Origin of the sequence: Nonomuraea sp. CA-143628, from assembly GCF_050942315.1 — a bacterium.
Lineage (GTDB): Bacteria > Actinomycetota > Actinomycetes > Streptosporangiales > Streptosporangiaceae > Nonomuraea.
The window spans coordinates 2,887,464-2,911,918 of the sequence record NZ_CP192072.1 but is presented as its reverse complement, the minus strand read 5'-3'; the positions used below and the strand labels follow the sequence as shown (position 1 = coordinate 2,911,918).

The following is a 24,455-nucleotide window of genomic DNA, read 5'->3' as shown; positions in this document are numbered from 1 at the left end:
CGTGCGGCCTGACTCCTGGCCCGCAGGTCGCCTCCGTCATGTCGAGGACATCGAACGGGCCCGGCGCAACCGGGCGAGCCCGCCGGAGGGGATGGCCAGCGCGTGGGGCCCGGCGGCCAGAACGATGTCCCGGTCGATGACCCGCCGCCCCCTGGCGTCCCAGATCTCCAGGCCGGCGCTGACCTCGTCCCCCTCGTTCACCAGGATCGGGGAGCTGTCGTCGGCGTTCGCGACCAGCAGTTCTGTCCAGTCGCCGGCCGGGATCCGGATGGCGTGCGGCGCGTACCTCGCGACGAAGTGCCGGCCGCCGTCGTGAACGCGGGCCACCGGGTACATCAGTTCGGGGCGCTCGGGCACCAGCCGGCCGTGCAGCAGCAGGTCGCGGTGCTCCCGCCAGACACCGAGCCAGAATGTGAGCGCCTCGGACTGGCCGTCGGGAAGCCGCGTCAGGTCCACGGAGACCTGCGGCACGCCCAGCAGGGAGTTGATCAGATGATGGGCGACCCGCTCCGGGCCGTCGCCCTCGGCCCACATGATCGGGTCGCTGTGGATCGGCGTGCCCGGCCGGCTCAGGCGCAGGTCGAGGATGCCGACGCGGTTCTGGACCGCGTTCAGCGGGCAGTCGCCGACGCGGATCATCGAGGCGTATTTGGCGGGCTCCTGATGAATGTACGGCTCCCGGAACTCGATCAACGGCTCGGCTCCGAGCCCTCGTAGCCTGTCGACGATCTCGGAGATGGTCTCGACGGCCGCGGCCACGGACCCCGGCGCCCCCCGGTCATGGAACTCCTCCAGGAAGTCGAGCTTCAGGCCGTCGGCCCCCGTCCGCGCGATGATCTCCTCCATCCGCCCGACCAGGTAGGCGCGGGTGAGGGGGTCTCGCGGGTCGAGGACCTCCGCCTCCAGCTCGGGTTTGTCGCGCAGCGTCGAAAGCCCCAGGTCGCGGGCCTTCGCCCGATAGCCCAGGAACGGTGTGCCGATCCACCACATGGTGCGCAGCCCTCGGGCGCGCAACGCTTCGACCAGGCCGGCCGCATCGGGGAACTTGTCCTCCGCGGCCTCCCAGTCGCCGCACGATCCGTATCCCCGGCCGTGCGAGTTCGTCTGCCAGCCGTCATCGATGATCACGGTGCCGAACCCCATCGCGGCCGCGCGATCGGCCTGCGCGAGTACGGTGGCGGCCGTGACGTGCTGGTGCGCGAAATACCAGGTGCACAGGACCGGGTCCTCGGCCCCCGGCGCCACGCGATGGCCTTCCTCCCCCTGGAGCCAGCGCCCCGCCTCGGGAACGGCCTGCGCGAAGGTGCCGCCGGACACGTCCAGGAGAAGCCGCACGTCGCCCGTCGTACCAGAGCCGCCGACGGCGATCTTGATCACGAAGTCGGCGGTCTCCTCCACCAGGCCGGCCAGCACCTGGGTCTCGCTATGGCCCGTGTCGACCGCGTACACCAGACGGGTGGCGTCGCGCGAGCCGAGCAGGGCCCCGAGCGGAAGACCCCGCAGGGCGGTCGCGTCGACCGGCGCCCCCCACGACGGCGGGATCGTCGCGTGCGGCTCGGTGCTGCCCGGACGCCACCACGCGCCCGCGTCGGTCGCTGGGATCGTCACGGTAAGACTGAGCGGCTCGCCCAGCGTGCTGAACATGACCTCGAAGACTCCGCCCCGCGGTTCGCGCACGTCACCCGGCCGCGTCGCCCGCAGCAGGAGCCCCGAGCCGGAGCGATCGGCGCCCAGCGGGACAGGCGCCTCAGGCTCCGAGTGGGTCCACCCCGGTAGCCAGGAGGCAGGCATTTCGATTTCCGTCATTTGATCCCCGTGAATGATATTCCGCCGATGATGTGACGCTGCGCGAAGAAGAAAAGAAGAACGCAGGGAAAGGTCACCACCAGGGTGGTGGCCATCAGCAGTGGAGTGTCGGTGCCGTGTACGGACTGGAAACCCGCCAGGGCGAGCGGCAGCGTCTTCCACCGCTCCGTTGACAGGTAGATCGCGGCCTGGAAGAAGTTGTTCCAGTAGGACATGAACTGCAACACCGCTGTCGCGATGACGATGGGCCGGGAAAGCGGCAGGTAAATCGAGAACCAGATGCGGAACCAGCCCGCGCCGTCGATGAGGGCGGCGTCCGTCAGCGCGTCCGGCAATCGCAGATAGAACTGCCGGTAGAGGAAGATGAAGAACGAGGAGCCGAAAAAGGTCGGGACGATGATCGGCCACAGCGTGTCGATCATGTCGAGATTCTTGAAAAGAATGAACTGCGGGACGATCGTCACCTCTCCGGGAAGCAACATCGTCGACAGTACGATCGCGAACAGCACCCCGGAGCCCCGGACCCGGATCCGCGCGAACGCGAACCCGATGAGCGAGGACGAAAAGACCACCGCGACGACCGGGACGAGCGTGCTCAGCACCGAGTTGCGCAGGTACGTCCAGAAGGGAAACGACCCGAGACCGTCGGAGAAGTTGGACCACTGCCACTGGATGGGCCAGAGCGACACCCCGCCCTGCGACACGCCCGCCTGCGTCCGCAGCGCGGTCGCGATCATCCAGAGGAAGGGGTAGACGAAGACGACGGACCCGACCACGAGCAGGGTGACCGCGAAGACCCTGGGCCCGAGCGGCCGAGGTCGCGCCCTCTCCGCGCTAGCTGACATGGACACGCCGTCTCCGCTCCCTCGGCCGTTGCGATTCGTAGTAGACCCAGAAAGCGCTCCCCCGGAACACCAGCGCCGTGAGCACCATGATCATGGCGAACAGGACCCAGGCCAGGGCGGAGGCGTATCCCATCTGAAAGAAGGAGAACGCGTTCTGGTACAGGTACAGGACGTAGAAGAGGAGCGAGTCGGACGGGCCGCCCCCGTTGTGCGTGACCACGTAGCCCTGGGTGAAGGTCTGCATCGCGCCGATGAGACCCGTGACCACGTTGAAGAAGATGACGGGGCTCACCTGGGGGAGCGTGATGTGCCACAGCGAGTGCCAGCGCCCGGCGCCGTCGATCTCGGCCGCCTCATAGAGGTTCTTCGGTACGTCCTGCAGGCCCGCGAGATAGATGATCATGTTCCCGCCGACCGTCCAGAGGCTCATGAGAATCACCGCGGGCAGGGCCCAATCGGCGTCGAAGAGCCACTTGGGTCCGTCGACGCCGAACAGGCGGAGCACCCCGTTGACGAGGCCGTAACTGGGGTGGAAGACCCAGATGAACAGCACCGCCTGGGCCACTCCCGTCACGAGCGAAGGCAAGTACCAGATGGTCCGGAACACGTTGACCCCGCGGACCCGTACGTTCATCAGGAGCGCGACGGCAAGGGAGAGCAACGTCTGCAGGGGAACGCTCACGACGGCGTACGTCAGGGTGACCTTGATCGCCTGACCGAGCTTTGGGTCCGAGAGCGCTTCCTTGTAGTTGGCGAGCCCGGTGAACTTCGCCGGATCGATCAGGTCCCAGTCCATGAAGGACAGGACCAGGGAGTACACCATCGGCCCGCCTGTGAAGATCACGAAGCCGACGATCCACGGAGAGACGAAGAGCCAGAACGCGGCGGTGTTCCGCGAGATCCAGCGCGCCCGGACGGCGCCCCACAGGCCGGCGCCGATGAGGCCGAACACGATGGCCAAGATGATGACCAGGGAGAGGATGGGCCTGAGCCCTTCGTCGACGCGCAGCCGTTCGAGGAACCCCGACAGCCCATCCACGATGCCTGACATGCCGCGATCCCCCTCTACGCGATCCGCTTGGTGACCGTCACTGCGCCGCGTCCAGCAGCTTCTGGCACGCGGCCTGAAGCTGCGGCAGTACGACGGCCGGATCCTCGGTACCGGAGCCGATCGCGGTGCGTGAGTTCAGGTCACCTGAGAAGGCGCTCTCGATCCGCACCTTGTCCTTGACTGCGGGCGTGGTGACCGCGTTCTTGACGGCGTCGATGAAGGCCTGCAGGTTCACCTTCGGGGCGATGGATTTGAAGGCGTCGAGCGATCCCTGGATGACGGGGATGCCGAGCGCGGACTTCGTCGTCGCCAGGAGGTTCTGCGCGTCGGGGGTCGAGCTCATGAACTTCGTGAAGGTCTTCGCCGCGGCGGTCTCCGCATCGCTCGCGTCCTTCGCGATGCCCAGGCTGTCGACCTCCATGGGCTCGCCCTTGCCGGGCAACGGCACGATGAGGAACTTCGAGGAGTCCAAGGCGGCGATCTTGGCGATGTTCCACGGGCCGAAGTCGGGCAGCATCGCGACCTTGCCGTCAGCGAGCCACTGGAACATGTCCTGCCCCTGGGCGTCGGCCTGGTTGGGTGCGAAGCCGTCGGTCTTCACGGCGTTCACCACGGTCTGGGCGGCGCGGATCCCATCGGGGTTGCCCATCGTGCACTGCTTGCCGTCCGCGCTGTAGTACGAGCCGCCCTCCGCGATCAGCCAGCCGTCGTACCAGAGGGGCGCGGAGCCATAGACCTTCTTCGCGCCCGATCCCGACGTCAGCTTCTTGGCCGCGGCCACGAAGTCCGCGGTCGTCATCGGCGTCGTCCCGTCCGGGACGGCGACGCCGGCCTTGTCGAAGGCGTCCTTGCCGAGGGCCAGGACCTTGCTCTTCGCGACGAAGGGCACCGCGTAGTCGGCCCCGCCGAACGTCCCCGCCCTCTGGACGGCCGGCGAGTAGTAGACGCTCTTGTCGACCTCGACCTGCTTGAAGGCGTTGGCGAAGCTCGGCAGCGAGGTGTCGGAGATCTCCGCCACGGTCGGGGCGTCGCCGCCGGCGATCGACGTCTGGAGTTTCTGCTCGTAGTCGCTCTGGATCCAGTTGGGCTCGACCTTGATCGTCGGGTTGGCCTTCTCGAACGCCGCGATCATCGACTTCATGGTGGCGGCCTCGTCAGTGGTCCCCCAGAAGGCGAAGCTGATCGTGGTGGTTCCGGCCGAGCCTGCTCCACCACTGGGCTCGCTGCTACAGGCGGCGAGCGCGAGGAACGAGGCGGCGGTGACGGCGGCGAGTGCCTTTCGGTGCAAGGGGGGGTCTCCTTTTTCAGTGATCTATCGCTGCCCGCGAAGCACGACGACGCTGCCGTCGGCAGCCGCGCGTACACGCGAACCGTTCGGCACGTCAACAGTGGTGACGTGCCCGTCGTCCCAGGTGGAGGTCCAGGTCACGCCTGGTCCGCCGGTCACCTCGAACTCGGTGGCTTCCTTGGCCTCGTGCCGCAGCCCGACGACGGAACCACCGACCGGAACTTCTCCGACCTCGATCCACTCCCCGGCCGGAAGATGCGAGCGGGTGTGGACGACGCCCTCCTGGGCGCCCGGCTCCAGCCCGGTCAGGCCGACCGCGACGTGGGCGACGTGTGTGAAGGGGACCTCGGGATAGTCCGCCCTGGAGTCCGCGAGGTATCGCATCCAGCGCAACGCCTCGTCGTCCCATCCGTACCGGAAGAACGCCTCTGGAAGGTACGTGAACGCCTCGATATTGACCGGCGGCGTCGCCGCGAGGCCGGATCGCAGGAAGTCGAGATGCGCGCTCGAGCGCCGGTCGTCGCGCATGATCCCTTTGAGCGCGGGGAACCAGGTGCTCTCCAGCCGGAACCCGCCGGTCGGTCCGTCGGCGGTGAAGCCCGCGGTGTAGTGCTGGTCGCCGGGCAACCACCACGATGCCGAGAAGTGCTCGTCCAGCTGCTCGGCCCGCGCACGATTCCACGCGGCGAACTCTTCGTCGAGGGTGACGTCGAAGGTGACGGAGCCAAGTGCCAGGTGGGCCGCCCATTGGCTGGCGATCCCGTCGGCGGCGACCAGGAGGTGCGGTGGCCGCTCCCCCTCGTTGTACGTCGCCGTTCCGCGGAAGATGTCCCCGCTGCCGCCTTCGCCCGCGACACCCGTCCCGAGGGGGTCATGGGCGTCGACGAACGACGTCATCGTGCTGCGTACGAACGCCGCGATCTCCGGAGTGAGCAGGAATCGGTCGTCGGCCGTCCAGCGATATTGCTCGACCGCCTTCTCGACGAGCTCGAATGGCGCCGGGACCTCTCGTACGAAGTCGTCATCCGAGTGGTAGTCGATGGCGGCCGGCGTGCCGTCGAAGTCGAACGCCCACAACGGATACCAGCCGCGGGCGCCGTTCGCCGATCCGGCGAAATGCCGGAGCATCGAAAGGTTCTCCGCGTCCAGTCCCAGCAGATGCGCGCCGAGCATTTGGTGGGCGAGGTCTCTCGAATAGAACATCGGCCGGTCCGTCAAACCGGCCCAGTAACTCGGGAGATATCTCGGGTCCCGGCCGGTCTGAACCCACTCACGCGAACGACGTGACGCCCAAATGAAAGATTCGACAAGATCGTGCATGCTCGAATCAACCCGAAGGTGCCATGGTGGGTGATTTTGGCCGGACCGTGTGGCATGAGCCGCAGGTGATGACTGCTCCGTCATGAAAAGGGAGTGTTACATACACGTCATAAACACGTCAACAGCCGGGCAACGCGGTGCGTCACAGGACGGCCACACGCTTAAGGAACCCGCACCGCGGGCGACAGTCCATCGTGGGCTCGGCAGGAGTCACACAGCCCGCCGTGGCGGCAGGCAGCCCTCATCGTCCGGGCAGCCATCAGCTTGTCCGGGCAAGCCATCAGCGGAGGACACACCCCCCGCGAGCAGGCACGATCGCCGATGCCGTCACACTGACGACATCGGATTAATGGGGCGAATCCGGCGAATTAGGCGATCAGCGAGCGGCAGCGGTCAGCCTGCTGTGCCGCGATCGATCGGCGACTATCTATGCGCGTGGGGCGGCCGTCGAGCCGCGAATGATCAGCTCTGGGTCGAACATCAGCTCCCCCGCAGGCACCGGCCGCCTGTTGACCAGATGCACCATGGTGGCGGAGATCGCCTGCGCGATCCGCTCGATCGGCTGCCGGACCGTCGTCAGGGGCGGATCGACGAATCCCATGATCTGGGAGTCGTCGTAGCCGACGACGGACACGTCGCCCGGCACGGACAGACCGCGGCGCCCCGCCGTACGAATCGCACCCAGGGCCATGTAGTCGCTCGCGGCGACGATCGCGGTCGCGCCCTGGTCGAGCAGGGTCTCGGCGGCCGACATTCCGCCCTCGACGCTGTAGACCTGGCGCGCGACGAGTCGTCGCGGATCATCCACACCGCGTGAACTCATCGCCTCGACGAAACCGTCGAGGCGCCGCTCGCTGGGCCGGTTGCCCACCGGGCCGACGATCATGCCGATGTCGCGGTGGCCGAGGTTCCACAGGTGCTCGACGGCCAGCGCCGCCGCCACTTTGTCATTCGTGGAGAAGCTGGGGGCCGGGAGGCCCTCGATCGCGCCGTTCATCGAGACGAACGGGATCTGGCGTTCCTGCAGCAGCCGGTATGGCGCCTGGTCCACACCGATCAGGGTGTTACTCGCCGAGGCGAAGACCGCGCCCGCGATGCCCAGATCCATGGTGGAGGTGATGAAGTCGATCTCCTGCAACCCGCCCACCGTCGTGGAGCACACGACGGCCTTGAACCCCTGGGGCGCCAACGCCGACTCGATCAGCTCGCAGAGCCGTCCGAAGAAGGGCTGGGCGAGGCCCGGGGTCAGGACGATGACCAGCTGACTCTGTCCGCCGCGGTCGTATCCCAGCTCGCGGATCGCGTCCTCCACGACACGGCGCGTGCCGGCGGCGACCACACCCCGACGGTTGAGCACACGGCTGACGGTCGCTTCGCTGACCCCGGCACGAGCGGCGACGTCACTGATTCCGACCTTGGCCATAGCTCCCTTTTGATCGATACGGACGACGCGTGATGTCACTATACGGCCAGACCTGCCGCACGGGCAGTTCAGTCACACCACGGCGCTGGAGTCGATCCTGGACCTGCCGTGACGGCGTGGCGGCAGGTCCAGGCAGAGAGGGATGGGCGGGCTGCTGGCCGGCCGATCTCCGCCACGGCGCGGCGACACTTTCGCCGGCGAGCACGACGTCCGGTGCGGTGCTTGCCGGGCAGCATCCGTGTCCGGCTGCTGGATGGCTCCATCAGCCGGACACGCCCGCGGCCCTGTGCGGCGGTCAGCGCTCGAAATCAGCGTTTGTATGCGGCGACGACCTCCACTTCGACGAGCCAGCCCGCGACCGGGAGGTTGGCGATCTCGATCGTCACGCGGGCCGGGCGGGCCGGGTTGACCTCCATGGGCAGAGCGGAGGGCGCGGTACCGAGAGGAACGGGTACGGGCTGGCCGGTGGCCAGGTCCGTGTTGGCGAAGAACTGGCGGTAGGCGCGGTTCCAGCCGGCGAAGTCGGCCGAGTCGGCTCCGGGAGGCTTCTCCAGGTAAGCGCGCATGGAGACGACGTCGGCCAGACCCAGCCCAGCGGCGGAGAGGTTGGCCTTGATGCGCTTGAGCACGTTGAGTGCCTGGGCCTCGGTGATGGTGACGCCAGGCGGCAAAGTAGCGCCGGGGAAGTCGACGTAGCGCTCGGGAGAGTCGGCGGGAGCCCCGGTGTTGGCCGCCGCCGGGCCCAGGCCGCTGGCGGTGTAGGAGGCCACCTGCTTGCCGAGCGCCACGCCGTCGGCGATCGCGGGGTTGGTGGTGCCGGCCGGGAGGAAGGGCTTGACCTCCTGCGGCCGGGGCGACCAGGTGGGGTTGGCGGCGGCCGTACCGGTGCCGAGGACGAGGACGACGGCCGCGGAGAGGGCGATGGTGCGGATCTTCATGCGGAGGTGTCCTCTCAGGAGGTGCTCATGACGCGCTGGTGCAGCTCGGTGACGACCTTGCGGGCGGACTCCAGGGCTCCCGCCTGCCAGGCGATCATGTAGCTCAGCCAGTCCCCCGCGAAGTAGACGTGCCCGGCCGGTTTGTTGAGGAGTTGGTACGCGCCCTGCCGGGACGGCCAGCCCACCCAGGCGCCCTCGATGTGCGGCTGGAGCTTCCAGGCGACGGACACCGACGACGCCAGCTCGTCGCGATACTTCGCGCCATGGATCTTCACGCCCTGCTCGATCGCGCGGCGCTCGCGGTCCGCGTGCTTCAGCTTGGCGTACGCGTCGGCCTGGGCGCCGAAGTTGTAGTAGCCGACGACCATGCCACGCGAGGCGCCGTATCCGTAGGAGGGGTACCAGATCGTGGCCAGGTCGAGGTCGGTGGCGGTGATGCCGCCGTAGATGTCCTCGTCGGTCTCCCACCAGCGGCGGCGGTACTCCAGACCGATCTTGCCCGCGTTCGTGACGGTCGGGGTGGCGAGGGCGGCCTGGACGTCCGGGCCGAGGTTGTGCGCGGTCTTGGCGAGGATGTGCGGGGGCATCGCCGCGATGCACAGGTCCGCTTTGATCTTCTGGGTACGGCCGTGGCGGTCCTCGTACTCCACCTCCACGCCGTCCGGCAGATCGGTGATCTTGGTCACCTGGGCGCGCAGCCGGATCCGCTGCCGCCCGATCTTGCCGGCGAAGGCCCGTGGGATCGCGTCCATGCCGCCCACCGGCTGGAACATCAGCATCGCCTGCTCGTAGCCGAACTCGAACGAGAACCGCTGCCCGACGCCGCTCGCCAGCACCTCCGACAGCGACGGCACCGGCTCGAGGAGCGTGCCCGGCTGCTCACCCGCGCCCGGGTTCACGGTATGGCCGCGGCGGTCGCCTCCGGAGTACTTGAATCCGCTCGCCTTGTCCCCCACCGCGCCGAAGCTCGCCAGGAAGGCGATCAGCCGCTCTTTGTCCTGGGCGGTGAGCGCGGCGTCCAGCGCCCCCGCGTCGGTCGCCCGCGACAGCAGCTCCGAGACGTACCCGTACACGTCGGCCTTGGCGGTACGCCAGCGGACGGGGGCCTGCATGTTCTGGTGGTAGATGTAGGCCTGGGCGTTGGAGTTGGTGAAGACCTGCAGGTCCACGCCGAGCTCGCGGCAGTAGTCCATGGTGACCATCCACTGCGCCAGCCGGGCCGGTCCCGCGTTGAGATAGACGCCGTCACTGAACTTCGCGACCTGCGTGGAGCCGTCCAGCTCGGTCAGGCGGTCACCGCCGCGGATGGTCCAGTTCCGGCCGCCCACCCGGTCGAGTGCCTCCAGGATCGTGCAGTCGTAGCCCGCCTTGCCCAGCTCGTACGCCGTGGCAAGACCGGCTATCCCCGCGCCGAGGATCACCACCTTCTTCGCCGACCGTCCGGTGAGGGAGAAGTCGGACTGCTGCGGCGGGTCGAACGTTTCCTTCGCGGATGCCTCCGCGGTCGGCGCGAGCCCGAGCGCGCCCATGGTCGCGAAGAGCGCGCCCGCACCGCCGGAAACACCAACGGCGGACAGGAAATCGCGTCTGCTGTACCCCAACACGTACCTCCAAGATTTTCTGGAGGTGAGTCTTGGGAGGTTTTATTGCCGATCGTCCGACATTGTGTTGTTTGTGGGTTTCAAGCTCATCATCGTGTTTGTAGATGAATGTGAGGTTTCCGGGCCTCGCTGGTGTGGTCCGGGCCGGCTAGGACTCGTAGAGCTCCGTCTCGCTCAGGACCGGCTTGCTGTCGTCGGCGCGCCCCAAGCGGGCCGCGGAACCGAACATGGGTCCACGAGCGCGCTGGATTCCGGCGAACCGGCCAAACCCGATCGGCTTGGGAACGTCGTCGTAGACGGCCTCCATGCCGCCCCTGACCGAGTACGTCTCGTGCCAGAATCCGGTGCCGCCCGAGTCCCGCAGGAAGTCCAGCCACCACTCCCGATGCGGCTCGGACCGGGCGAAGGCGAGCAGCGACGGCAGGTCCCGCCAGTACTGGCGCATCCCCATGTTCATCGGGAAGAACGAGTAGTACACGGGCTCGTGCAGCAGCAGCCCGTCCGGTTTGCCCGCGACCGACTCACTGATCTTCCGGCCGAAGCTGAAGAAGGTCCGGATCCCGTACAGGTGATTCACTCGCATGCCGAGGTAGAGGACGAGGAGGTCTGGATAGGCGGACAGGTCGACGGTCTGCCGGTTGACGCGGGTTGGCATTCGATGCTCCTTACGCATGGGCTGGTGTGAGAGGCAGGTCATGTGCCTGCGTGGGCTGGTCGTCGCTGCCATGGAGATCACGTCGGGCGTGTCAGTCGCCGGTCAGCGCCACGTGTACGGAGGAGACCGCGCTCGCGCCATCGCCGACGGCCGTGGCCACTCGTTTCGTCGAGCCCGAGCGGAGGTCGCCGACCGCGAAGACCCGGGAAGCGCTCGTCTGGAACGGAAGGCGCGGGCCGGTGGGAAGCCGGCTGTCCGTGAGGACGAAGCCGTCGTCGGCCTTGGCGACGCCGGACAGCCAGCCCGACACGGGATCGGCTCCGATGAAGCAGAACAATGCGTGACAAGCCAGCCGTTCCGGCCGCTCGCCCGGCCTCTCGACGACAATCGACGTGAGGGTATCGTCTCCGGCCAGTTCGCGGACCGTGCTGTCAGTGTGGATGCGGATCCGGGAATGGGCACGGACTCGGTCGGTCAGGTAGGAAGACATCCCGGCCTCGAGATCGGCGCCGCGAACGATCAGATCCACCGTCGCGCCGTGGGCGGCTAGGGACAGGGCCGCCTGCCCGGCCGAGTTGGCGCCTCCGACGACCGCCACCGGCTGATACTCGTATTCGCGGACGTCCAACTCGGTCGCCGCATACCGGACGCAGCCGGATTTCTCGAACCTCGCCCACTGGGGAATGTCGAGACGCCGGTAATGGGCTCCGGTAGCCGCGATCACCGCGCGGCACGGAATGCGTACGCCGTCCTCCAGCAGGACGGTCGGCCGTCGATCGTCGGAGAGATCGAGACCGGTCACCGCGCACGGCGAGTGGATCCGTACACCGAACTTGAGTGCCTGAATCATCGCCAGGCGGGTCAGGTTCGCACCACTGACACCGTGAGGGAAGCCCAGGTAGTTCTCGATCCGGGCGCTCTTGGCGGCCTGGCCGCCGAGCCCGCTTCGATCCAGCAGTACGGTGACGAGGCCTTCGGACGCCCCGTACACGGCGGCGGCCAGCCCCGCCGGGCCGGCGCCCACCACGACGAGATCGACCGGATATTCGTCGGCCCGGTAGATGAGGCCGAGCCTCTCCGCGAGCGTTCTCGACGTCGCGCGCCGCAGCACCGAACCACCGACGATCGCCGCCGGCAGGTCGTCCGCCGTGAGCCCGGCCGCTGTCATCAGCGAACGTCCCGGGTGGGAGGTCGCACTGCGCCAGGTGTGGGGCAGGAGCATCTGCGTCGCGTAGGTGCGCAGTTCCAGAGTCGCCGCGGTTTCCGGGTGACCGACGATCTCCAGGACCTCGCCGGCGGCCGAGCGGATGACCTCGCGCCGTTCCCGGAACGCCGCCAGCACGAGGTCGGCGATGTCATCCTGTTCGGCGAGGGCCCGGCGCAGCTTCGCCGCCCCGATGCGCACGACTGTCCCGGCGGCCACCACCCGAGCGGTCAGGTAGACGTGCTGACCGGTCAGCAGGTTGAGCTCGCCGAGGAAGTCGCCGGGGCCACCGTGGAAGATCAGACGTTCCGGCTCGATCGCCGTCGCGTCCCGGATGATGTCCACGGCCGCCGTCAGGAGCAGGAAGAAGTCGTAGGAGTCGTCACCGGACACGTACAGATCCCGACCGGCCTCGGCGTGTTCCACCTCCCCGTACGCGGCGAGCCGGCGGAACTGCTCGTCGTTCAGGACCGGCCCGCGCGGCGCCGCACCGTCGTTCATGTAGTTCCTCCGTCACGCCGGGTCGGAACGATCACTGGGACCGACCGCCGACTTCAGCCGTCGCCGTCCCCCTTGAGACGTCAGCGCGCGGCGCTTTTGATGAGGTCGGCGGCCACGGAGGGCTGCGAGATCATCGCGACGTGCGAGGCGCCGACCTCGTGGACCCGTGACCCGGCCCGCCGCGCCATGAACCGCTGAGCCGCGGCGGGGAGCACTTGGTCGTTCTTGGCGACCAGGTAATAGGAGGGAATGGTCTTCCACGCCGGGGCGCCGGACGGCTCCCCGAGCGCGCGCGTGTCAGCGGGCCGCTGGCCGGCCTGCATCAGGTCGGTGGTCGCCCTCGGCACGTCCCCGGCGAAGACGTCGTGGAATACCTCCTTCTTGATGTATCCCTCGACGACCCCTTCACCATAAGGACGGAAGTCCAGCGCCGCCTCATTGAGCTTGCTTCCCGGATACTTGTTCTGCAGATCCAGCAGCGACTCACCCTGGTCAGGGGCGAACGCGGCCACGTAGACCAGCGCTTTCACGTTCGAGTTACCAGTCGCGGCGTTCGTGATGACGATTCCGCCATAAGAGTGAGCGGCCAGGACGATCGGGCCGCTGAGCGTGGCGAGAATGGAGGCCAGATAGGCGGAGTCGGCGGCCACACCGCGCAGCGGGTTCGCCGGGGCGATCACCGGATAGTTCTCTCGGATGAGCCTGGCGCTGACATTGTTCCAGCCGGAGGAATCGGCGAACGCGCCGTGCACGAGCACCACGGTGGGTTTGGGCTTGGCTCCCGGCCGGGGCTGTGCCTGCGCCTCGGAGGTTCCCAGCAGGGCACCGGCAGCGACCGCGGCGGATCCGGCCAGCACCGCTCGGCGGGTCGTCGTCATGGGTGGTCCTTTCAAAGGTTTGCGATTGGTACCTCAATTGCAAGTCAGAGTAGATCTCGAATACTTGACGATCACTGAATCCAGTAGCTCAGTCTTCGGGAAGTACGCCTCAGTCTTCGACAAGTACGTCGATCTAGCCTGCGGGCATGAACACACAGAAGAGCGAGACGGCCAGGAAGTGGGGTCTACGGATTCACCTGGCTCTTTATGCCCTGTCCAATCTGGCCCAGGTCGTGGTGTGGTTTCTCTACGACTCGGGAAGCCACTTCTGGCCGGTGTGGTCGATAGTCTTCTGGGGCGTCGGGCTGGCTTTTCACATCTGGAGTATCTACTCGCCGAATACCGCGAGGAACTTCTCGGCGCGGCGCGCGAACAGGTGAGACCCGCGTTCATGGGACCGGTCGCGGGCCCTTTCCGCAGCGGCTCGCACGATGTCCGCGGGTTCGCCGCGGGCGTGGAGCAGGCGCGCCCGCAGCAGCAGGACAAGTCCTTCGGCGTAGCGTTGACCGTAGGCATCGAGGGCCTGGTCCGCTCGGTCGAGGGCGATGCCCGCCGCGTCCGGCATCCCGGCGGCCAGCCACATCTCGGCGATCAGCGCGTGATGGTAGGCGACACCCCACCGCGGCGGGTCGACCATCGTTCCGGCCATGAGCTGGTCGGCCTCCGCCGCGATGCCGGCCGGGTCATCGCCGGTGAGGGCGCGGGCCCAGTACCAGTTCAGTCGTATGTAGTGCTCCTGCTGGATGGCCGCGCGGCCAGTGCCCACGGCCATCCACCGCTCGATCGTGCGCATCACCCAGCCCGCGTCACCGGCTATCGAAGCGATGATCGTGGTGTAGTAGGCCCAGGTCGCGACCGCGTACGAGTCGTCGGGGCCGTTCCACTTGTCGATGATGGTCTCCGCCGTCCGGGCGTCACCATGTAGTGCCGTCACGACGGCATGCCAGCCGGGCCACTCCCCCGAGACGTCACGCCGGATCGGGGTCTCGCTGTGCGCGGAGACGACCCCGTCGAGCAGGGCGGGGTTGTTCTCGCTGAAGCATCGGAACGCCTCGCCGATGTCGCCGATGTCCCACTGGTGCAGGCCCCAGGCTTGTCTGCCGTACACACGGAGGACCGGATCGGCGGACGCCTCCCCTTGCTCGTACAGCCGGCGGACCAGACGAACGCGGTCCCACTCCAGGAAGGTGTAGGCCCCGAACAGGCGAGCGAAGAGGAGGCCGGCGGCCTCGACATCCCGGCCGAGCTGGCGGGCCAGGTGTTCCGCACGCTCCAGCAGGTCGAACGTCGTACCGCCGAACCCGGCTTGCCGGCGCGGGGCGATGGCCAGGAGCGAGAGGGCGGAGAGCTCGAGTTCCGGGAGCTTGGCGGTCCGCGCGATCTGGGCGGCCGATTCCAGGTGCCGATCGGCGGCGGCGAACGCGAGCTTGGTCGCCGCGCGACGACCGGCGCGCTTCAGCGCCTCCACGGTACGAACCGGGTCGGCGAGGGGACCGGCGGCGGACAGGTGAAAGGCGAGGCGTTCGGTGATGGACTCGTCGTCCGCCTGGCTTTCTTCGAGCGCGTCCGCGACACGCAGGTGCAGGCGGACGGCCCGCAGTTGCTCCGTTGTCTCCGTGATCGATTCGCGGACCAGGTCGTGCGCGAAGCGCCACGAGAACGGGTTCTCCGGCCCCGTTTCGAGCAGGCCGAGCGCGCGCAGCGGTTCGAGGCGTTCGAGGCAGTCGGCGACGTCGACACCGGCGGCGCGGGCGAGCAGACCGAGGTCGACCTCGCGGCCGATCAGCGCGGCGACGCGCAGCAGGTGGCGAGCGCCGTCGTCGAGGCTCGCCATCCGGTCGCGGACGACGTCTCGTACGGTGGACGGCACCCCGGCCCGGGCCGATGCGTCTCCATCGCCGAGCGCGCCGCGGTCGCTGAGGAGCCGCGAGAGTTCGCGGACGAAGAATGGATTGCCGGCGGTGCGAACGTGGATGTTGCGGGCGATGTCCGCGCCGGGTTCGTGGCCGGTCTCGCGGCGGATGAGTTCGGCCACGTCGGTCAGGCTGAGCGGGCCGAGTTGGATCCTGCGGTGGTTGGGCAGCCGGCTGGCGGCGGCCAGCACCCGCGAAAGGTCGGGGCCGGGTGTGGGTGCGCGGTCGCGAAGGGCACAGATGATCGCGGTGCCGGCGGGTAACCGAGCCGCCAGGTGGTTGAACAACTGGAGCGAGGTGGCATCGATCCATTGAAGATCGTCCATGACGAGCAGCATCGGCCGTTCCGCCGAGGCCTGGCCGATGAAGGTGACGACCTGCTCGTACAGGCGGAACTGGGCGCGGCCGCCGGAAACCGGCGGCGCGGCGTCATCGTCTCGAGATTCGAGGAGGCGCCCGAGTTCACTGGCCAGCCACTTCTCGCGCGCCAGCACGGGCAGGCTGTCGAGGACGACGGCGAGCGCCTGCTCCCATGGCCACATCGACGGTGTTCCGTCGCCTTCCAAACAGGAGGCCCTGACGACGAGCGCGCCACGCCAGTCCGCGCCGGCGGCGGCCTCTTCCAGCAGACGCGTCTTACCCGAGCCCGGTTCGCCCTCGATGATGACGAGCCCCGTGCGGCCGGTGAGCGCCGCCTCGATGGCTTGCCGCAACACGCCGAGTTCCTCGCCCCGGCCGACCAGACCGGCCGCCTGCCTCGCCGGTGCGCGGTCACCCTCGCTCTCCGTGCTCGTCACCACCGGCGACGTCGGGCCCTGCGTCAGCACCCGAAGGTGCGCGGCCTGCAACGCCGAGCCGGGGTCGATGCCGAGCTCCTCGGCGAGGCGGTCACGGACCGCGTGGAACGCCGACAGCGCCTCCGCCTGCCGCCCAGCCGCGCCGAGGGTGGTGATGAGGGCGGCATGTACGGGTTCGTGGAACGGCGCCATCGACGCGGCCAGCTGCAACGGCGGGATCACCCGCTCCGGCCGGCGTAACGACACGGCCAGGTCGGCCGCTGCCACGCACGCGGCGTAGAACTCGTCGTCGAGGGCGGCGAAGATCGGCATCGCGGTCGATCCATAGGACAATCCATCCCCAGCGGGGCCACGCCAGAGGCCGAGAGCTCTGACGTAGTCGTCGAGCGCCACTTCGCGAGCTAGCTGGGCGAGGGCGGCCTGGGCGCCGTTGAGGAGTTCCCGGAACGTGACGAGGTCCAGCGTGCCGGGGCCGGCGCTGAACACGTACGCGTTGCCGCGGCGGTGCAGGTACGTACCGGCTGCCCGGGCGGGGACATCAGGTTCGAGCACCCGCCGCAACGCCCCGATGTACTTCTGGATGAGATTGAGCGCGCTGGCGGGAGCGTCATCGGCCCACATCAGGTCGATCAATTCCCTCGTACTGACCGGATGGCCCACCCGCGCCAGCAGCAGGGCCAACAGCTGTGCCTGCTGCCGGGGGCCGGTGTCCAGTTCGGCGCCATCGCGCCACAGCCGCAGCGAACCGAGGATCTGCAGGCGCGGCGAACCAGCACCGGTCGGCGGACCTTCACCGTCGCGCCGGACGGGATGGGCTGGCCCGGTCACGTCGACTCCCGGATGGACATGACAAATTTGTCAGCTTACGACCCGTTTCGCACCGCAGTGCGCACCGATTATATGGGCCCGGGATTTGCCGTTGAAGGCTCGACCGATCTTCGAGCTCGACGGCTGATCAACCAGCCGAACCCGGTCGCCGTGAAGAACATGACAATGCCGTACACCGCGCCCGGGACGGCGATCTCGGCGTTGTTCAGCAGCGTCGGGCTCAGCGCGACCGTGATGGCGAGCCCGGTGTTGTGGATGCCGATCTCAAACCCGGCCGCGGTCGCCGCACGATGATCGACGCCCGCCAGGCGCGGCACACCGTAGCCGATCAGCAGGCTCACAATGTTGAAACCCAACGCGGCCAGCCCGACCGAGACGAAATAGTCGAAGAGGTTCGCCCGCTCCGCGTACAACACGGCATAGATGACCCCGACCAGGACCACGACCGACAACACCCGGACGGGGAGGTTGAGCCGCCGCGCCACCTCCGGCGCCCGCGCGCGCAGGAGCATCCCGACCGCGACCGGTACGAGCACCATCAAGAAGACCTGCGACATCTTGTCGAACTGCAGCCCGAGGGCGGCCCCGCCGGACAGGAAATACCCGGCCGAGAGGTTCACCACGACCGGCAGGGCGACCACGGCCAGCACCGAGTTGATCGCGGTGAGCGTGACATTCAGCGCGACGTTCCCGCCGAACAGGTGGCTGAACAGATTGGCCGTGGGACCGCCGGGCGACGCCGCGACCAGCAGCAGCCCGACGGCCAGCTCCGGCGGAAGCCCGAAGGCGAGCACCAGGCCGAAGCAGATCGCCGGCAGCAGCACGATCTGGCACAGCAACGCGACCACGGCCGCCTTCGGATATTGCCCCACCCGCCGGAAGTCGTCCACGGTCAGGCTGAGGCCCAGGCCGAGCATGACGATGCCGATGGCGAAAGGCAGACTGGCCAAGATCAATGGGGATCCCATGACGGACATTCTCGGGCATGCCAACAGGTCCGGGTAGAGTCCAAGGCCGTCGTTATTTCAGGCTGACCAAAGACCACCGATCATGCAAAAGGCCAGGTCAACCCGCAGATTGCTGCGCGCCCTGCAGGAATCGAACCTGCGACCGTCGGATTAGAATCAAGATCTTTTAGTGCCGCACGGTGCCGCCTGATGGCGATTTGCGTCGCCTTAGCGCGCTTTTCATGTCCGGTAGAGCCAGGCCCTGACGGCACGTGACGGGGCGTACGAGCACGGCTGACCGCCGGTGATGGGGTCTGACGGCACGCTCCGGGGTCGCGATCCTGACCGTGCGCTTCGGCCTCGGCCACCGGGCTTATCGCCCAGACCCTGCTGACGTGACTCCCGCGGCGGTCAGTCGCAGCCGCAGCCGTCACAGCAACAGCCGTCCTCGCCCGGGCAGCAGGAGCAGCAGTCGCCACAGCAGTCGTAGCCGGAGCAGTCGAAGCGCTCGCAGAAGGAGCCCTCGCGGTCCTCGTCCCAGGCAGGCCGGTACAGGCCACACGTGCAGCACGTCAGTGCGGCGCACGCCAGCGACAGCAGCCCACCGGGATCCTGCTTCGGCGGCCGTCCCCCCGGCGGCGCGCCGGGATCGCCGGGCGCGTGTTCGGGCGGGTGGCCGGTGCCGTGGGTTCCGGCGGTGGCGAAGGCTCGGGAGACGGCGCTGCCGGTCTCCCGCACCAGCAGGGCGCGCGTTAGGCCAGGTCGGGGCATGTCCAGCTCATCCACGGCGGCGCGCAGCTCGGCGTGCGCGGCGTCGCAGTGGCGGCGCGCCTCCTCCAGGCCGGTGCCGGTGGCTGCCAGCGGGTTGTACGCCCCTGACTCCCGGTCGTCGGCCAGGTCCTCCACCGCGTCGATCAGGTGTGCCAGCTTCCCGAATCCGCGACCGGCCGCCTCCAGAGCCTCCCGGTTGTGCGGCTTCCCTGCAAGCACCGCTGTGTGCGCGAACGCGGCGGCTACGGCGTCCTCAGTAGGCCCCGTCAACTCTCGTAACCCGGGGCCCGCGCTGTTCCCCGGGGGCTCCTGGGCGGGGGCGCGTTCCAGGAGGGTCTGGCGGTCGGCCGCCGCCGTCAGCGGGGTGGGGTCGAACCCCAGCGTGCCGGCCATGGCCGTGCCGGCCGAGGACCAGCGGCCCGCCAGGCGGGTGGCGCCGGCGGCCACCAGGCGGCGGGCGTACACGCCGTCCCCGTCCGCCACGTGGTCGCTCACCTTGCCGGCCGCCAGGAGCAGCGACACCGAGGCCGCCAGCCGTACCCCCTCGGACTCCACTACGTCGGCGCCCTTGAAACCGCGTAGCGCACACGGGCCCGCCCTCCTGCGCGACGTGAACGTGGGCGACTGGGCTTCGGTAAGGACGGACACGAGCAGACCGTCGTAGTTGGTCACCAGACGGGACAGGTGTCCATGCTCGTCGCGGAGCGCCAGGCAGAGCCCGCACAGGTGGCCCATCCAGTCCGCGTAGAGCCCTTTGCACAGGACGTGCCGACACGGGCGGACAATGCCGAACATACGTCCCCTTATATGCACATTAGAGAGCCAACCGTAGCACCAGGCCGCCGGAAGGTACCGCCGCAGCGGCGGCAAGATCACCGCATCCGCTGACGCTGCCGGACTTCTCTCCCACGCGGGCGCCCTGCTGCTCCTGCGGACGCTGCGTGTCACCTGCCTGGACCGGGCCCTGTCCGCGCGGCTGGAATGCTGGCGGCCCGAGCGCGCAGTGCACGACCCTGGCAGGATCGTGGCCGACTGGCCGTCAGCCTTGCCTTGGGCGGTGACTGCCCGGCCGACATCGCCCCGCTGCGCGCCCAGCCCGGCCTGCTCGGCCCCGTCGCCTCCGACCCGACCGGCTCCCGGCTGATCAACCGGCTCGCCCGCGACGAGGCCAAGGCTCTCAAGGCCCTGCGCGCGGCCCGCGAGCATGCCTGGGACCTGGCCGGAACGAGGGCGGAGGGCACTGACGGCGGGCTGATCCCCCTCGACCTCGACGCCACCATCGTCATCGCCCACTCCGACAAAGAACACGCCTCGCCGACCTGGAAACACACCTTCGGCTTCCACCCCATGACGGTCTTCGCCGACCACGGCCCGCGAGGGTCTGGTGAACCACTGGCCATCGTGCTGCGGCCGGGCAACGCCGGCTCCAATACTGCCGCCGACCACATCGAAGCCACCCGCCTGGCACTAGCCCAGTTCCCCAAGCACCACCGGCGTCAGGTGCTGATTCGCACCGACTCCGGCGGCGGCACCCAAGAGTTCCTGACCTGGCTCACCAAACCCGGCAGGCGGTTGTCCCACTCGATCGGGTTCACCCTGACCGAGGAGATCCAGCAGGCAGTCCTGCGCCTGCCCACCAGCGTGGACCCCCGCCTACGACGCCGACCGGCAAGTGCGGCTCGGCGCCTGCGTGGCCGAGCTGACCGGCCTGGCCAACCTGCCGCTCCACCGCTTCGCCCCACTGACGCTCCCCGCACCGCCACGGCCGGCCCTGGCGGTGCGGGGCCACGCGGGCTGCTACAAATGCGGCATGAGCGAATCCGTCGGGTATCCCCCGCGGCCGAACGTACCGTCGGCCCGGCGTGTCTACAGTCGGACGTACCGTGTGTGGGCCCACGTGCTCCTGTGGACGCCGATCGCGCTCACGGTGGCCGGTATCATCCTCGGCCTGGGGCTGTTCGCGGCCGCTGACGCCGACCCGACATACGGTTCGTCCGCGCTCGGCTATCTCGGCCTCTTTGCGTGGGGCGCCCTCGCGGTCCTGTCACCGGCTCTGCTCGGATCGTTCATCGCCGGGCTGGTCATGCTGAACCGCACGCGGCGCTGAAGCTGACGGGCCCTCCCAGGAGGAAGCCGAGACCTAACGCCGACAGAAGGTAGCCGACGTCGACGCTTCCACCCTGGTGCGTCACGCCGAAGGGCATGAGCAGAGCAGTGAGCGCTGCGTTCGCGGCGCTGCCCGCCTGCTGTTCGGCGCTCCGCCGGCCGCGGCTCCCTCATCCCTAAAACCGCCTAAAACCTGCACCGCTTCAGAAGTCGTCGCAAGGCGCTTGACCTGGGAGCCGACCTGGGACGCCGCTCAGGCAGGGTCGGTTCTTATGTCTCTCCGTCTTCTCTACCTACGTATGATCCAGGCGTTTGGCCGGATGGTGCTCCTAGGCCGAAGTGAGACGGTCAAGGACATCGAGATCATGGTGCTCCGGTATGAGGTCACGGTGCTGCACCATCAGGTCGTCCGGCCGAAGTAGGACTGGGCCGATCGAGCGGCCCCCGCCGCGCTGGCGCGACTCTTGCCTCCCCACTTGCGGGCTCATCGGCTGGTGACGCCGGGCACCCTGCCGGCCTGGCACCGCCGCCCGGAAGCCAATCGCGCAACAGTGCGCCGGCCAGAGCCTCGGCGTCGGCCAGGCCCGCAACCGCACCCGGCTCGCGGTCGAACGCACCGTGCCGTTCGGCATGATCTGCCTCAGCCCGACCATCCTCTGGTACGCCATGAGCGGTCTCAGCCCGACACCGCCGAACGACGGGCACGAGCCCGCTGATACACCACCAAGACCGACCATCCTTCGAAGACATGGCGATCAAGCTCCGCCGCGTCATCATCGCCGAACGCCACGACCGCTTCAGGCTCGGCCCCGTCGAACGGTTCACCCCGAGCAAATCCGCCGTATGAAACGGCGGCGCAGGTCTTGCCTAGCTTTACACGGCGGTCCGCAAGGCCGTTCTTTCGCCATTTGGAACGACCTTCTCCCTGCTCGGTGGTTTGACGAGATCCTTTTACCCGCTCATAGTGGTTGTGGTCCATCAACCGATTGCGCAACGACGCGCCGAATGCTCAAACCTCGGGAGTTGATCAAGGCGTGGCGGTGAACCTCGGATCGATGGGGCGTGCGGACCATACCGAGTGGCCGAGAACCTTGGATCCTGCCATCCTCAGGGCTCAAGGGTGGGCGCCCACTCCATTTCGTGAATTCGTATTGAAGGTCAATAGCAGGTGCGACCTTTCGTGCGCGTACTGCTATGTCTATGAAATGGCGGACCAGAGCTGGCGGGACCAGCCAATCCGCATGTCCACCACCACCGCCACGCGCACCGCCACGCGCATCGCCGAACATGTCCGGGCCCACGACTTGCCCTCCGTTGAGTTGATACTCCACGGCGGCGAGCCCCTTCTCGCTGGTCCCGGCCTCATCGCCCACATCATTACCGCAACCCGCGAGGCGGTCGGCCGATCCGCCCGGGTGGGCGCCCGCGTGCAAACGAACGGCATCCGGCTCGACGTCGACCACCTTCGCCTGTTCGCGGAACTTGATATCGCTGTGGCGGTAAGTCTTGACGGCGACAGGAACGCCCATGACCAACACCGGAAATTCGCGAACGGCAAGGGCAGTTACGATGCGGTCACACAGTCGCTGCGCCTGCTCCGCGACTCGTTTCCGCATCTGTTCAGTGGTTTGCTGTGCACGATAGATCTGCGCAACGACCCATTAGCCAGTTATGAGGCGTTACTCGAGCACCGACCGCCAAAAATCGACTTCCTGCTCCCGCTGGGCAACTGGTCGTTTCCGCCACCGCGGCGCCTACCCGGCTCCGCCACGACGCCGTATGCCGACTGGTTGATCGCTGTCTTCGACCGCTGGTACGCCGCGCCCCACATGGAGACCAACGTCCGCCTCTTCAGCGAGATCATCCAACTGCTGCTCGGCGGCCGGTCCAACAGCGAAGCGGTGGGACTGTCCCCGGTGACGGTCCTCGTGATCGACACCGACGGCACGATAGAACTGTCCGACACAGTGCGATCCTCCTCCCCTGGTGCCGCCTCCACCGGGCTGCACGTGGACATGAACACGTTCGACGACGCCCTGCTCCTGCCCGAGACCGCGGCCCGCCAGCTTGGCGAGCCCGCGCTCGCCCCGGAATGCCGGGCGTGCGACATGCGAAACGTCTGCGGCGGCGGCCAGTTCGTCCACCGTTACCGCTCGGGGAGCGGCTTCGCCAATCCGTCGGTGTACTGCCCCGACCTGCTGCAGCTCATCCGACACATTAGAAGGGTCGTGGCGGCCGATCTCGCCGCCCAGGTCGAAAGGCTTCGATGAACCTCTGCAGACACCGCATATCTGACGAGGCGTTCGCCACTCTGGCGGCCGGAGGGGGTGGCGCCGAAGCCGTGCGCCAGCTAGCCACCGTCGAACGCAGCAAACATCTGCTGCTGCTGCGCGGGGTCGTGCAGAGTGCCAGGATGACGAGGCATCCGGGCGCGGGCTGGGCCGCGGACGCCTACGATCGGCTCTCCGCACTGCAGGACGAGGCGCCCGAGGCGGTCGAGGACGTGCTGTGCTATCCGGCCGTGGGAGCCTGGTTGCGGACCACCCTGCTCGCCCTCGATCACGATCCGGCGCGGGCTCGGCCCGACCACCTTGCCGCGGTCACGGCGGCCGCCGCCATCAGGGCGCGGGCCCCGCTTTCCATTGACGTGCGCACCTTTGGGGGATCGCTGCCCCTACCGTCGCTGGGGGAGGCGCTCATACCGGAGGGCACGGCCACAGTGCGGTCCACGCCCTGGGGCGCAGAGGTTTTCGTCCAAGGCGTCCGCGTGCCGATCCCCGCGGACCACACCCGCGACGCCCCAGGCTGGCGCGGTGTGCGGCGACTGACCGCCTCCGCCAACGGCCGCACTCTCAATCTCCTTCTCGACGACGTCGACCCGCACCGCATGCCGGCGGACGTAGCCGACCGGCTGTCCGAAGGAGAGCTGCGGAGCTGGCGTTCCGCCCTCGAGGAGGCGTGGGACATACTCACCACCCATCACCCGACCACGGCCGCGGAGATCGCGGTGGCGCATCGTGTACTCACCCCGCTTCGCCCGCCCGCCGACGGGCAGGTGAGCGGGACGGCCTCGGAGACCTTCGGCACGGTCGGTCTGTCGGCGCCCTCGGACGGCCTCACGCTCGCCGCGATGCTCGCGCACGAGGTACAGCACGCCAAGCTGGGCGCCCTGCTCGACATCGTGCGCTTGATCGAGCCCGATGACAGTTGCCGGTTCTATGCGCCGTGGCGGGAGGATCCGCGACCGGCCGACGGTCTGTTGCAAGGGGCTTACGCCTACCTGGGCGTCAGCGGGTTCTGGCGGTGCCAGCGCACCCGCGAGCGCGGTGACAGGGCCTTGCTCGCGCACAGTGAGTTCGCACGCTGGCGTACAGGTGCCCACAGAGCTGTGGACACCCTCATGACCTCCGGCCTGCTGACGTCTGCGGGAAAACACTTCGCCGCGCACATGTGCCGGGTTTTGGCCGACTGGCAGAGCGAGCAGGTGCCGACTGCCGCCGCGGCGCGGGCGCGCGCGGCGAGCGAGCGCCACCTGGTCCGTTGGCGACGGGCGAACGCGGGCCTGCCGGCGTGACGACGGCCG

21 protein-coding genes are annotated in these 24,455 nt (G+C 68.3%); 6 read left to right on the top strand and 15 right to left on the bottom strand.

The annotated features are described in order from the left end of the window. Positions 1-36: 36 nt before the first annotated feature. The 11 genes from ACQP2T_RS13755 to ACQP2T_RS13705 form a co-directional block, all read right to left on the bottom strand. Positions 37-1,806, bottom strand: a complete 1,770-nt coding sequence (locus ACQP2T_RS13755; protein ID WP_433516533.1) for an alpha-galactosidase — start codon at positions 1,804-1,806, stop codon at positions 37-39. Then, complete coding sequence (locus ACQP2T_RS13750; protein WP_433519769.1) at positions 1,803-2,651, bottom strand: carbohydrate ABC transporter permease; 849 nt, start codon at positions 2,649-2,651, stop codon at positions 1,803-1,805. The genes ACQP2T_RS13755 and ACQP2T_RS13750 overlap by 4 nt, the downstream gene beginning before the upstream one ends. Further along, the gene (locus tag ACQP2T_RS13745; RefSeq protein WP_433516532.1) at positions 2,641-3,702 is read right to left on the bottom strand and encodes a carbohydrate ABC transporter permease; all 1,062 of its coding nucleotides are present in this window, start codon (positions 3,700-3,702) and stop codon (positions 2,641-2,643) included. The genes ACQP2T_RS13750 and ACQP2T_RS13745 overlap by 11 nt, the downstream gene beginning before the upstream one ends. 37 nt (positions 3,703-3,739) lie before the next feature. After that, entirely contained in the window at positions 3,740-4,990 is a 1,251-nt protein-coding gene (locus tag ACQP2T_RS13740; protein WP_433516531.1) for an ABC transporter substrate-binding protein, read from the bottom strand. A gap of 24 nt (positions 4,991-5,014) precedes the next feature. After that, entirely contained in the window at positions 5,015-6,193 is a 1,179-nt protein-coding gene (locus ACQP2T_RS13735; RefSeq protein WP_433516530.1) for a hypothetical protein, read from the bottom strand. A 544-nt stretch (positions 6,194-6,737) separates the two neighbouring features. Further along, entirely contained in the window at positions 6,738-7,733 is a 996-nt protein-coding gene (locus ACQP2T_RS13730) for a LacI family DNA-binding transcriptional regulator (RefSeq protein ID WP_433516529.1), read from the bottom strand. A 308-nt stretch (positions 7,734-8,041) separates the two neighbouring features. Beyond that, a complete protein-coding gene (locus ACQP2T_RS13725; protein WP_433516528.1) occupies positions 8,042-8,671 on the bottom strand; it encodes a Rid family hydrolase in 630 nt (209 codons plus the stop codon). A gap of 14 nt (positions 8,672-8,685) precedes the next feature. After that, positions 8,686-10,272 carry a flavin monoamine oxidase family protein gene (locus ACQP2T_RS13720; RefSeq protein ID WP_433516527.1) on the bottom strand — a complete coding sequence of 529 codons (1,587 nt, stop codon included), beginning with the start codon at positions 10,270-10,272 and terminating at the stop codon, positions 8,686-8,688. Positions 10,273-10,420: 148 nt separating this feature from the next. Then, positions 10,421-10,927: a monooxygenase family protein gene (locus tag ACQP2T_RS13715; protein WP_433516526.1), complete on the bottom strand. Its 507-nt coding sequence runs from the start codon at positions 10,925-10,927 to the stop codon at positions 10,421-10,423. Positions 10,928-11,018: 91 nt separating this feature from the next. Then, entirely contained in the window at positions 11,019-12,632 is a 1,614-nt protein-coding gene (locus tag ACQP2T_RS13710) for an FAD-dependent oxidoreductase (protein WP_433516525.1), read from the bottom strand. Between the two features lie 80 nt (positions 12,633-12,712). After that, positions 12,713-13,510: an alpha/beta fold hydrolase gene (locus ACQP2T_RS13705; protein ID WP_433516524.1), complete on the bottom strand. Its 798-nt coding sequence runs from the start codon at positions 13,508-13,510 to the stop codon at positions 12,713-12,715. A gap of 146 nt (positions 13,511-13,656) precedes the next feature. Between ACQP2T_RS13705 and ACQP2T_RS13700 the strand changes: the two genes are divergently transcribed. After that, positions 13,657-13,890, top strand: coding sequence for a 2TM domain-containing protein (locus ACQP2T_RS13700; protein WP_433516523.1), 234 nt, complete (start codon positions 13,657-13,659; stop codon positions 13,888-13,890). Here the strand turns inward: ACQP2T_RS13700 and ACQP2T_RS13695 are convergent. The 3 genes from ACQP2T_RS13695 to ACQP2T_RS13685 form a co-directional block, all read right to left on the bottom strand. Next, the gene (locus ACQP2T_RS13695) at positions 13,839-17,048 is read right to left on the bottom strand and encodes an ATP-binding protein (RefSeq protein ID WP_433516522.1); all 3,210 of its coding nucleotides are present in this window, start codon (positions 17,046-17,048) and stop codon (positions 13,839-13,841) included. The two genes, ACQP2T_RS13700 and ACQP2T_RS13695, sit on opposite strands and share 52 nt — an antisense overlap. A gap of 68 nt (positions 17,049-17,116) precedes the next feature. Then, complete coding sequence (locus ACQP2T_RS13690) at positions 17,117-18,016, bottom strand: bile acid:sodium symporter family protein (RefSeq protein WP_433516521.1); 900 nt, start codon at positions 18,014-18,016, stop codon at positions 17,117-17,119. A 390-nt stretch (positions 18,017-18,406) separates the two neighbouring features. Next, complete coding sequence (locus ACQP2T_RS13685; RefSeq protein WP_433516520.1) at positions 18,407-19,561, bottom strand: DUF5685 family protein; 1,155 nt, start codon at positions 19,559-19,561, stop codon at positions 18,407-18,409. A gap of 255 nt (positions 19,562-19,816) precedes the next feature. On the opposite strand from ACQP2T_RS13685, the gene ACQP2T_RS13680 reads away from it, so the two are divergent. From ACQP2T_RS13680 to ACQP2T_RS13670, 3 genes are all read left to right on the top strand, one after another. Further along, positions 19,817-20,737, top strand: a complete 921-nt coding sequence (locus ACQP2T_RS13680; protein ID WP_433516519.1) for a transposase — start codon at positions 19,817-19,819, stop codon at positions 20,735-20,737. Continuing rightward, the gene (locus ACQP2T_RS13675; RefSeq protein WP_433516518.1) at positions 20,694-20,873 is read left to right on the top strand and encodes a hypothetical protein; all 180 of its coding nucleotides are present in this window, start codon (positions 20,694-20,696) and stop codon (positions 20,871-20,873) included. The genes ACQP2T_RS13680 and ACQP2T_RS13675 overlap by 44 nt, the downstream gene beginning before the upstream one ends. A 298-nt stretch (positions 20,874-21,171) precedes the next feature. Beyond that, positions 21,172-21,294 (top strand): hypothetical protein, encoded by a 123-nt coding sequence (locus tag ACQP2T_RS13670; RefSeq protein ID WP_433516517.1) that lies wholly within the window; start codon positions 21,172-21,174, stop codon positions 21,292-21,294. Between the two features lie 254 nt (positions 21,295-21,548). On the opposite strand, the gene ACQP2T_RS13665 is transcribed toward ACQP2T_RS13670, so the two are convergent. Continuing rightward, positions 21,549-21,851, bottom strand: a complete 303-nt coding sequence (locus tag ACQP2T_RS13665) for a hypothetical protein (RefSeq protein WP_433516516.1) — start codon at positions 21,849-21,851, stop codon at positions 21,549-21,551. A gap of 76 nt (positions 21,852-21,927) precedes the next feature. On the opposite strand from ACQP2T_RS13665, the gene ACQP2T_RS13660 reads away from it, so the two are divergent. Both ACQP2T_RS13660 and ACQP2T_RS13655 read left to right on the top strand, forming a co-directional pair. Further along, on the top strand, positions 21,928-23,142 hold the full coding sequence (locus ACQP2T_RS13660) for an FxsB family cyclophane-forming radical SAM/SPASM peptide maturase (RefSeq protein WP_433519768.1): 1,215 nt from the start codon (positions 21,928-21,930) through the stop codon (positions 23,140-23,142). Then, positions 23,139-24,446, top strand: coding sequence for an HEXXH motif domain-containing protein (locus tag ACQP2T_RS13655; RefSeq protein ID WP_433516515.1), 1,308 nt, complete (start codon positions 23,139-23,141; stop codon positions 24,444-24,446). Before ACQP2T_RS13660 ends, ACQP2T_RS13655 begins: the two co-directional genes overlap by 4 nt. Positions 24,447-24,455: the final 9 nt, after the last annotated feature.

Excerpts from the sequence above, each read along its gene's own strand:
- ACQP2T_RS13705 (WP_433516524.1), bottom strand. The coding sequence starts at position 13,510 with ATGACGACGACCCGCCGAGCGGTGCTGGCCGGATCCGCCGCGGTCGCT.
- ACQP2T_RS13735 (WP_433516530.1), bottom strand. The coding sequence starts at position 6,193 with ATGTTCTATTCGAGAGACCTCGCCCACCAAATGCTCGGCGCGCATCTG.
- ACQP2T_RS13755 (WP_433516533.1), bottom strand. The coding sequence starts at position 1,806 with ATGACGGAAATCGAAATGCCTGCCTCCTGGCTACCGGGGTGGACCCAC.
- ACQP2T_RS13730 (WP_433516529.1), bottom strand. The coding sequence starts at position 7,733 with ATGGCCAAGGTCGGAATCAGTGACGTCGCCGCTCGTGCCGGGGTCAGC.
- ACQP2T_RS13700 (WP_433516523.1), top strand. The coding sequence starts at position 13,657 with ATGAACACACAGAAGAGCGAGACGGCCAGGAAGTGGGGTCTACGGATT.
- ACQP2T_RS13725 (WP_433516528.1), bottom strand. The coding sequence starts at position 8,671 with ATGAAGATCCGCACCATCGCCCTCTCCGCGGCCGTCGTCCTCGTCCTC.
- ACQP2T_RS13690 (WP_433516521.1), bottom strand. The coding sequence starts at position 18,016 with ATGGGATCCCCATTGATCTTGGCCAGTCTGCCTTTCGCCATCGGCATC.
- ACQP2T_RS13665 (WP_433516516.1), bottom strand. The coding sequence starts at position 21,851 with ATGGACCACAACCACTATGAGCGGGTAAAAGGATCTCGTCAAACCACC.
- ACQP2T_RS13670 (WP_433516517.1), top strand. The coding sequence starts at position 21,172 with ATGATCCAGGCGTTTGGCCGGATGGTGCTCCTAGGCCGAAGTGAGACG.
- ACQP2T_RS13655 (WP_433516515.1), top strand. The coding sequence starts at position 23,139 with ATGAACCTCTGCAGACACCGCATATCTGACGAGGCGTTCGCCACTCTG.
- ACQP2T_RS13750 (WP_433519769.1), bottom strand. The coding sequence starts at position 2,651 with ATGTCAGCTAGCGCGGAGAGGGCGCGACCTCGGCCGCTCGGGCCCAGG.
- ACQP2T_RS13710 (WP_433516525.1), bottom strand. The coding sequence starts at position 12,632 with ATGAACGACGGTGCGGCGCCGCGCGGGCCGGTCCTGAACGACGAGCAG.
- ACQP2T_RS13745 (WP_433516532.1), bottom strand. The coding sequence starts at position 3,702 with ATGTCAGGCATCGTGGATGGGCTGTCGGGGTTCCTCGAACGGCTGCGC.
- ACQP2T_RS13660 (WP_433519768.1), top strand. The coding sequence starts at position 21,928 with ATGGGGCGTGCGGACCATACCGAGTGGCCGAGAACCTTGGATCCTGCC.
- ACQP2T_RS13685 (WP_433516520.1), bottom strand. The coding sequence starts at position 19,561 with ATGTTCGGCATTGTCCGCCCGTGTCGGCACGTCCTGTGCAAAGGGCTC.
- ACQP2T_RS13715 (WP_433516526.1), bottom strand. The coding sequence starts at position 10,927 with ATGCCAACCCGCGTCAACCGGCAGACCGTCGACCTGTCCGCCTATCCA.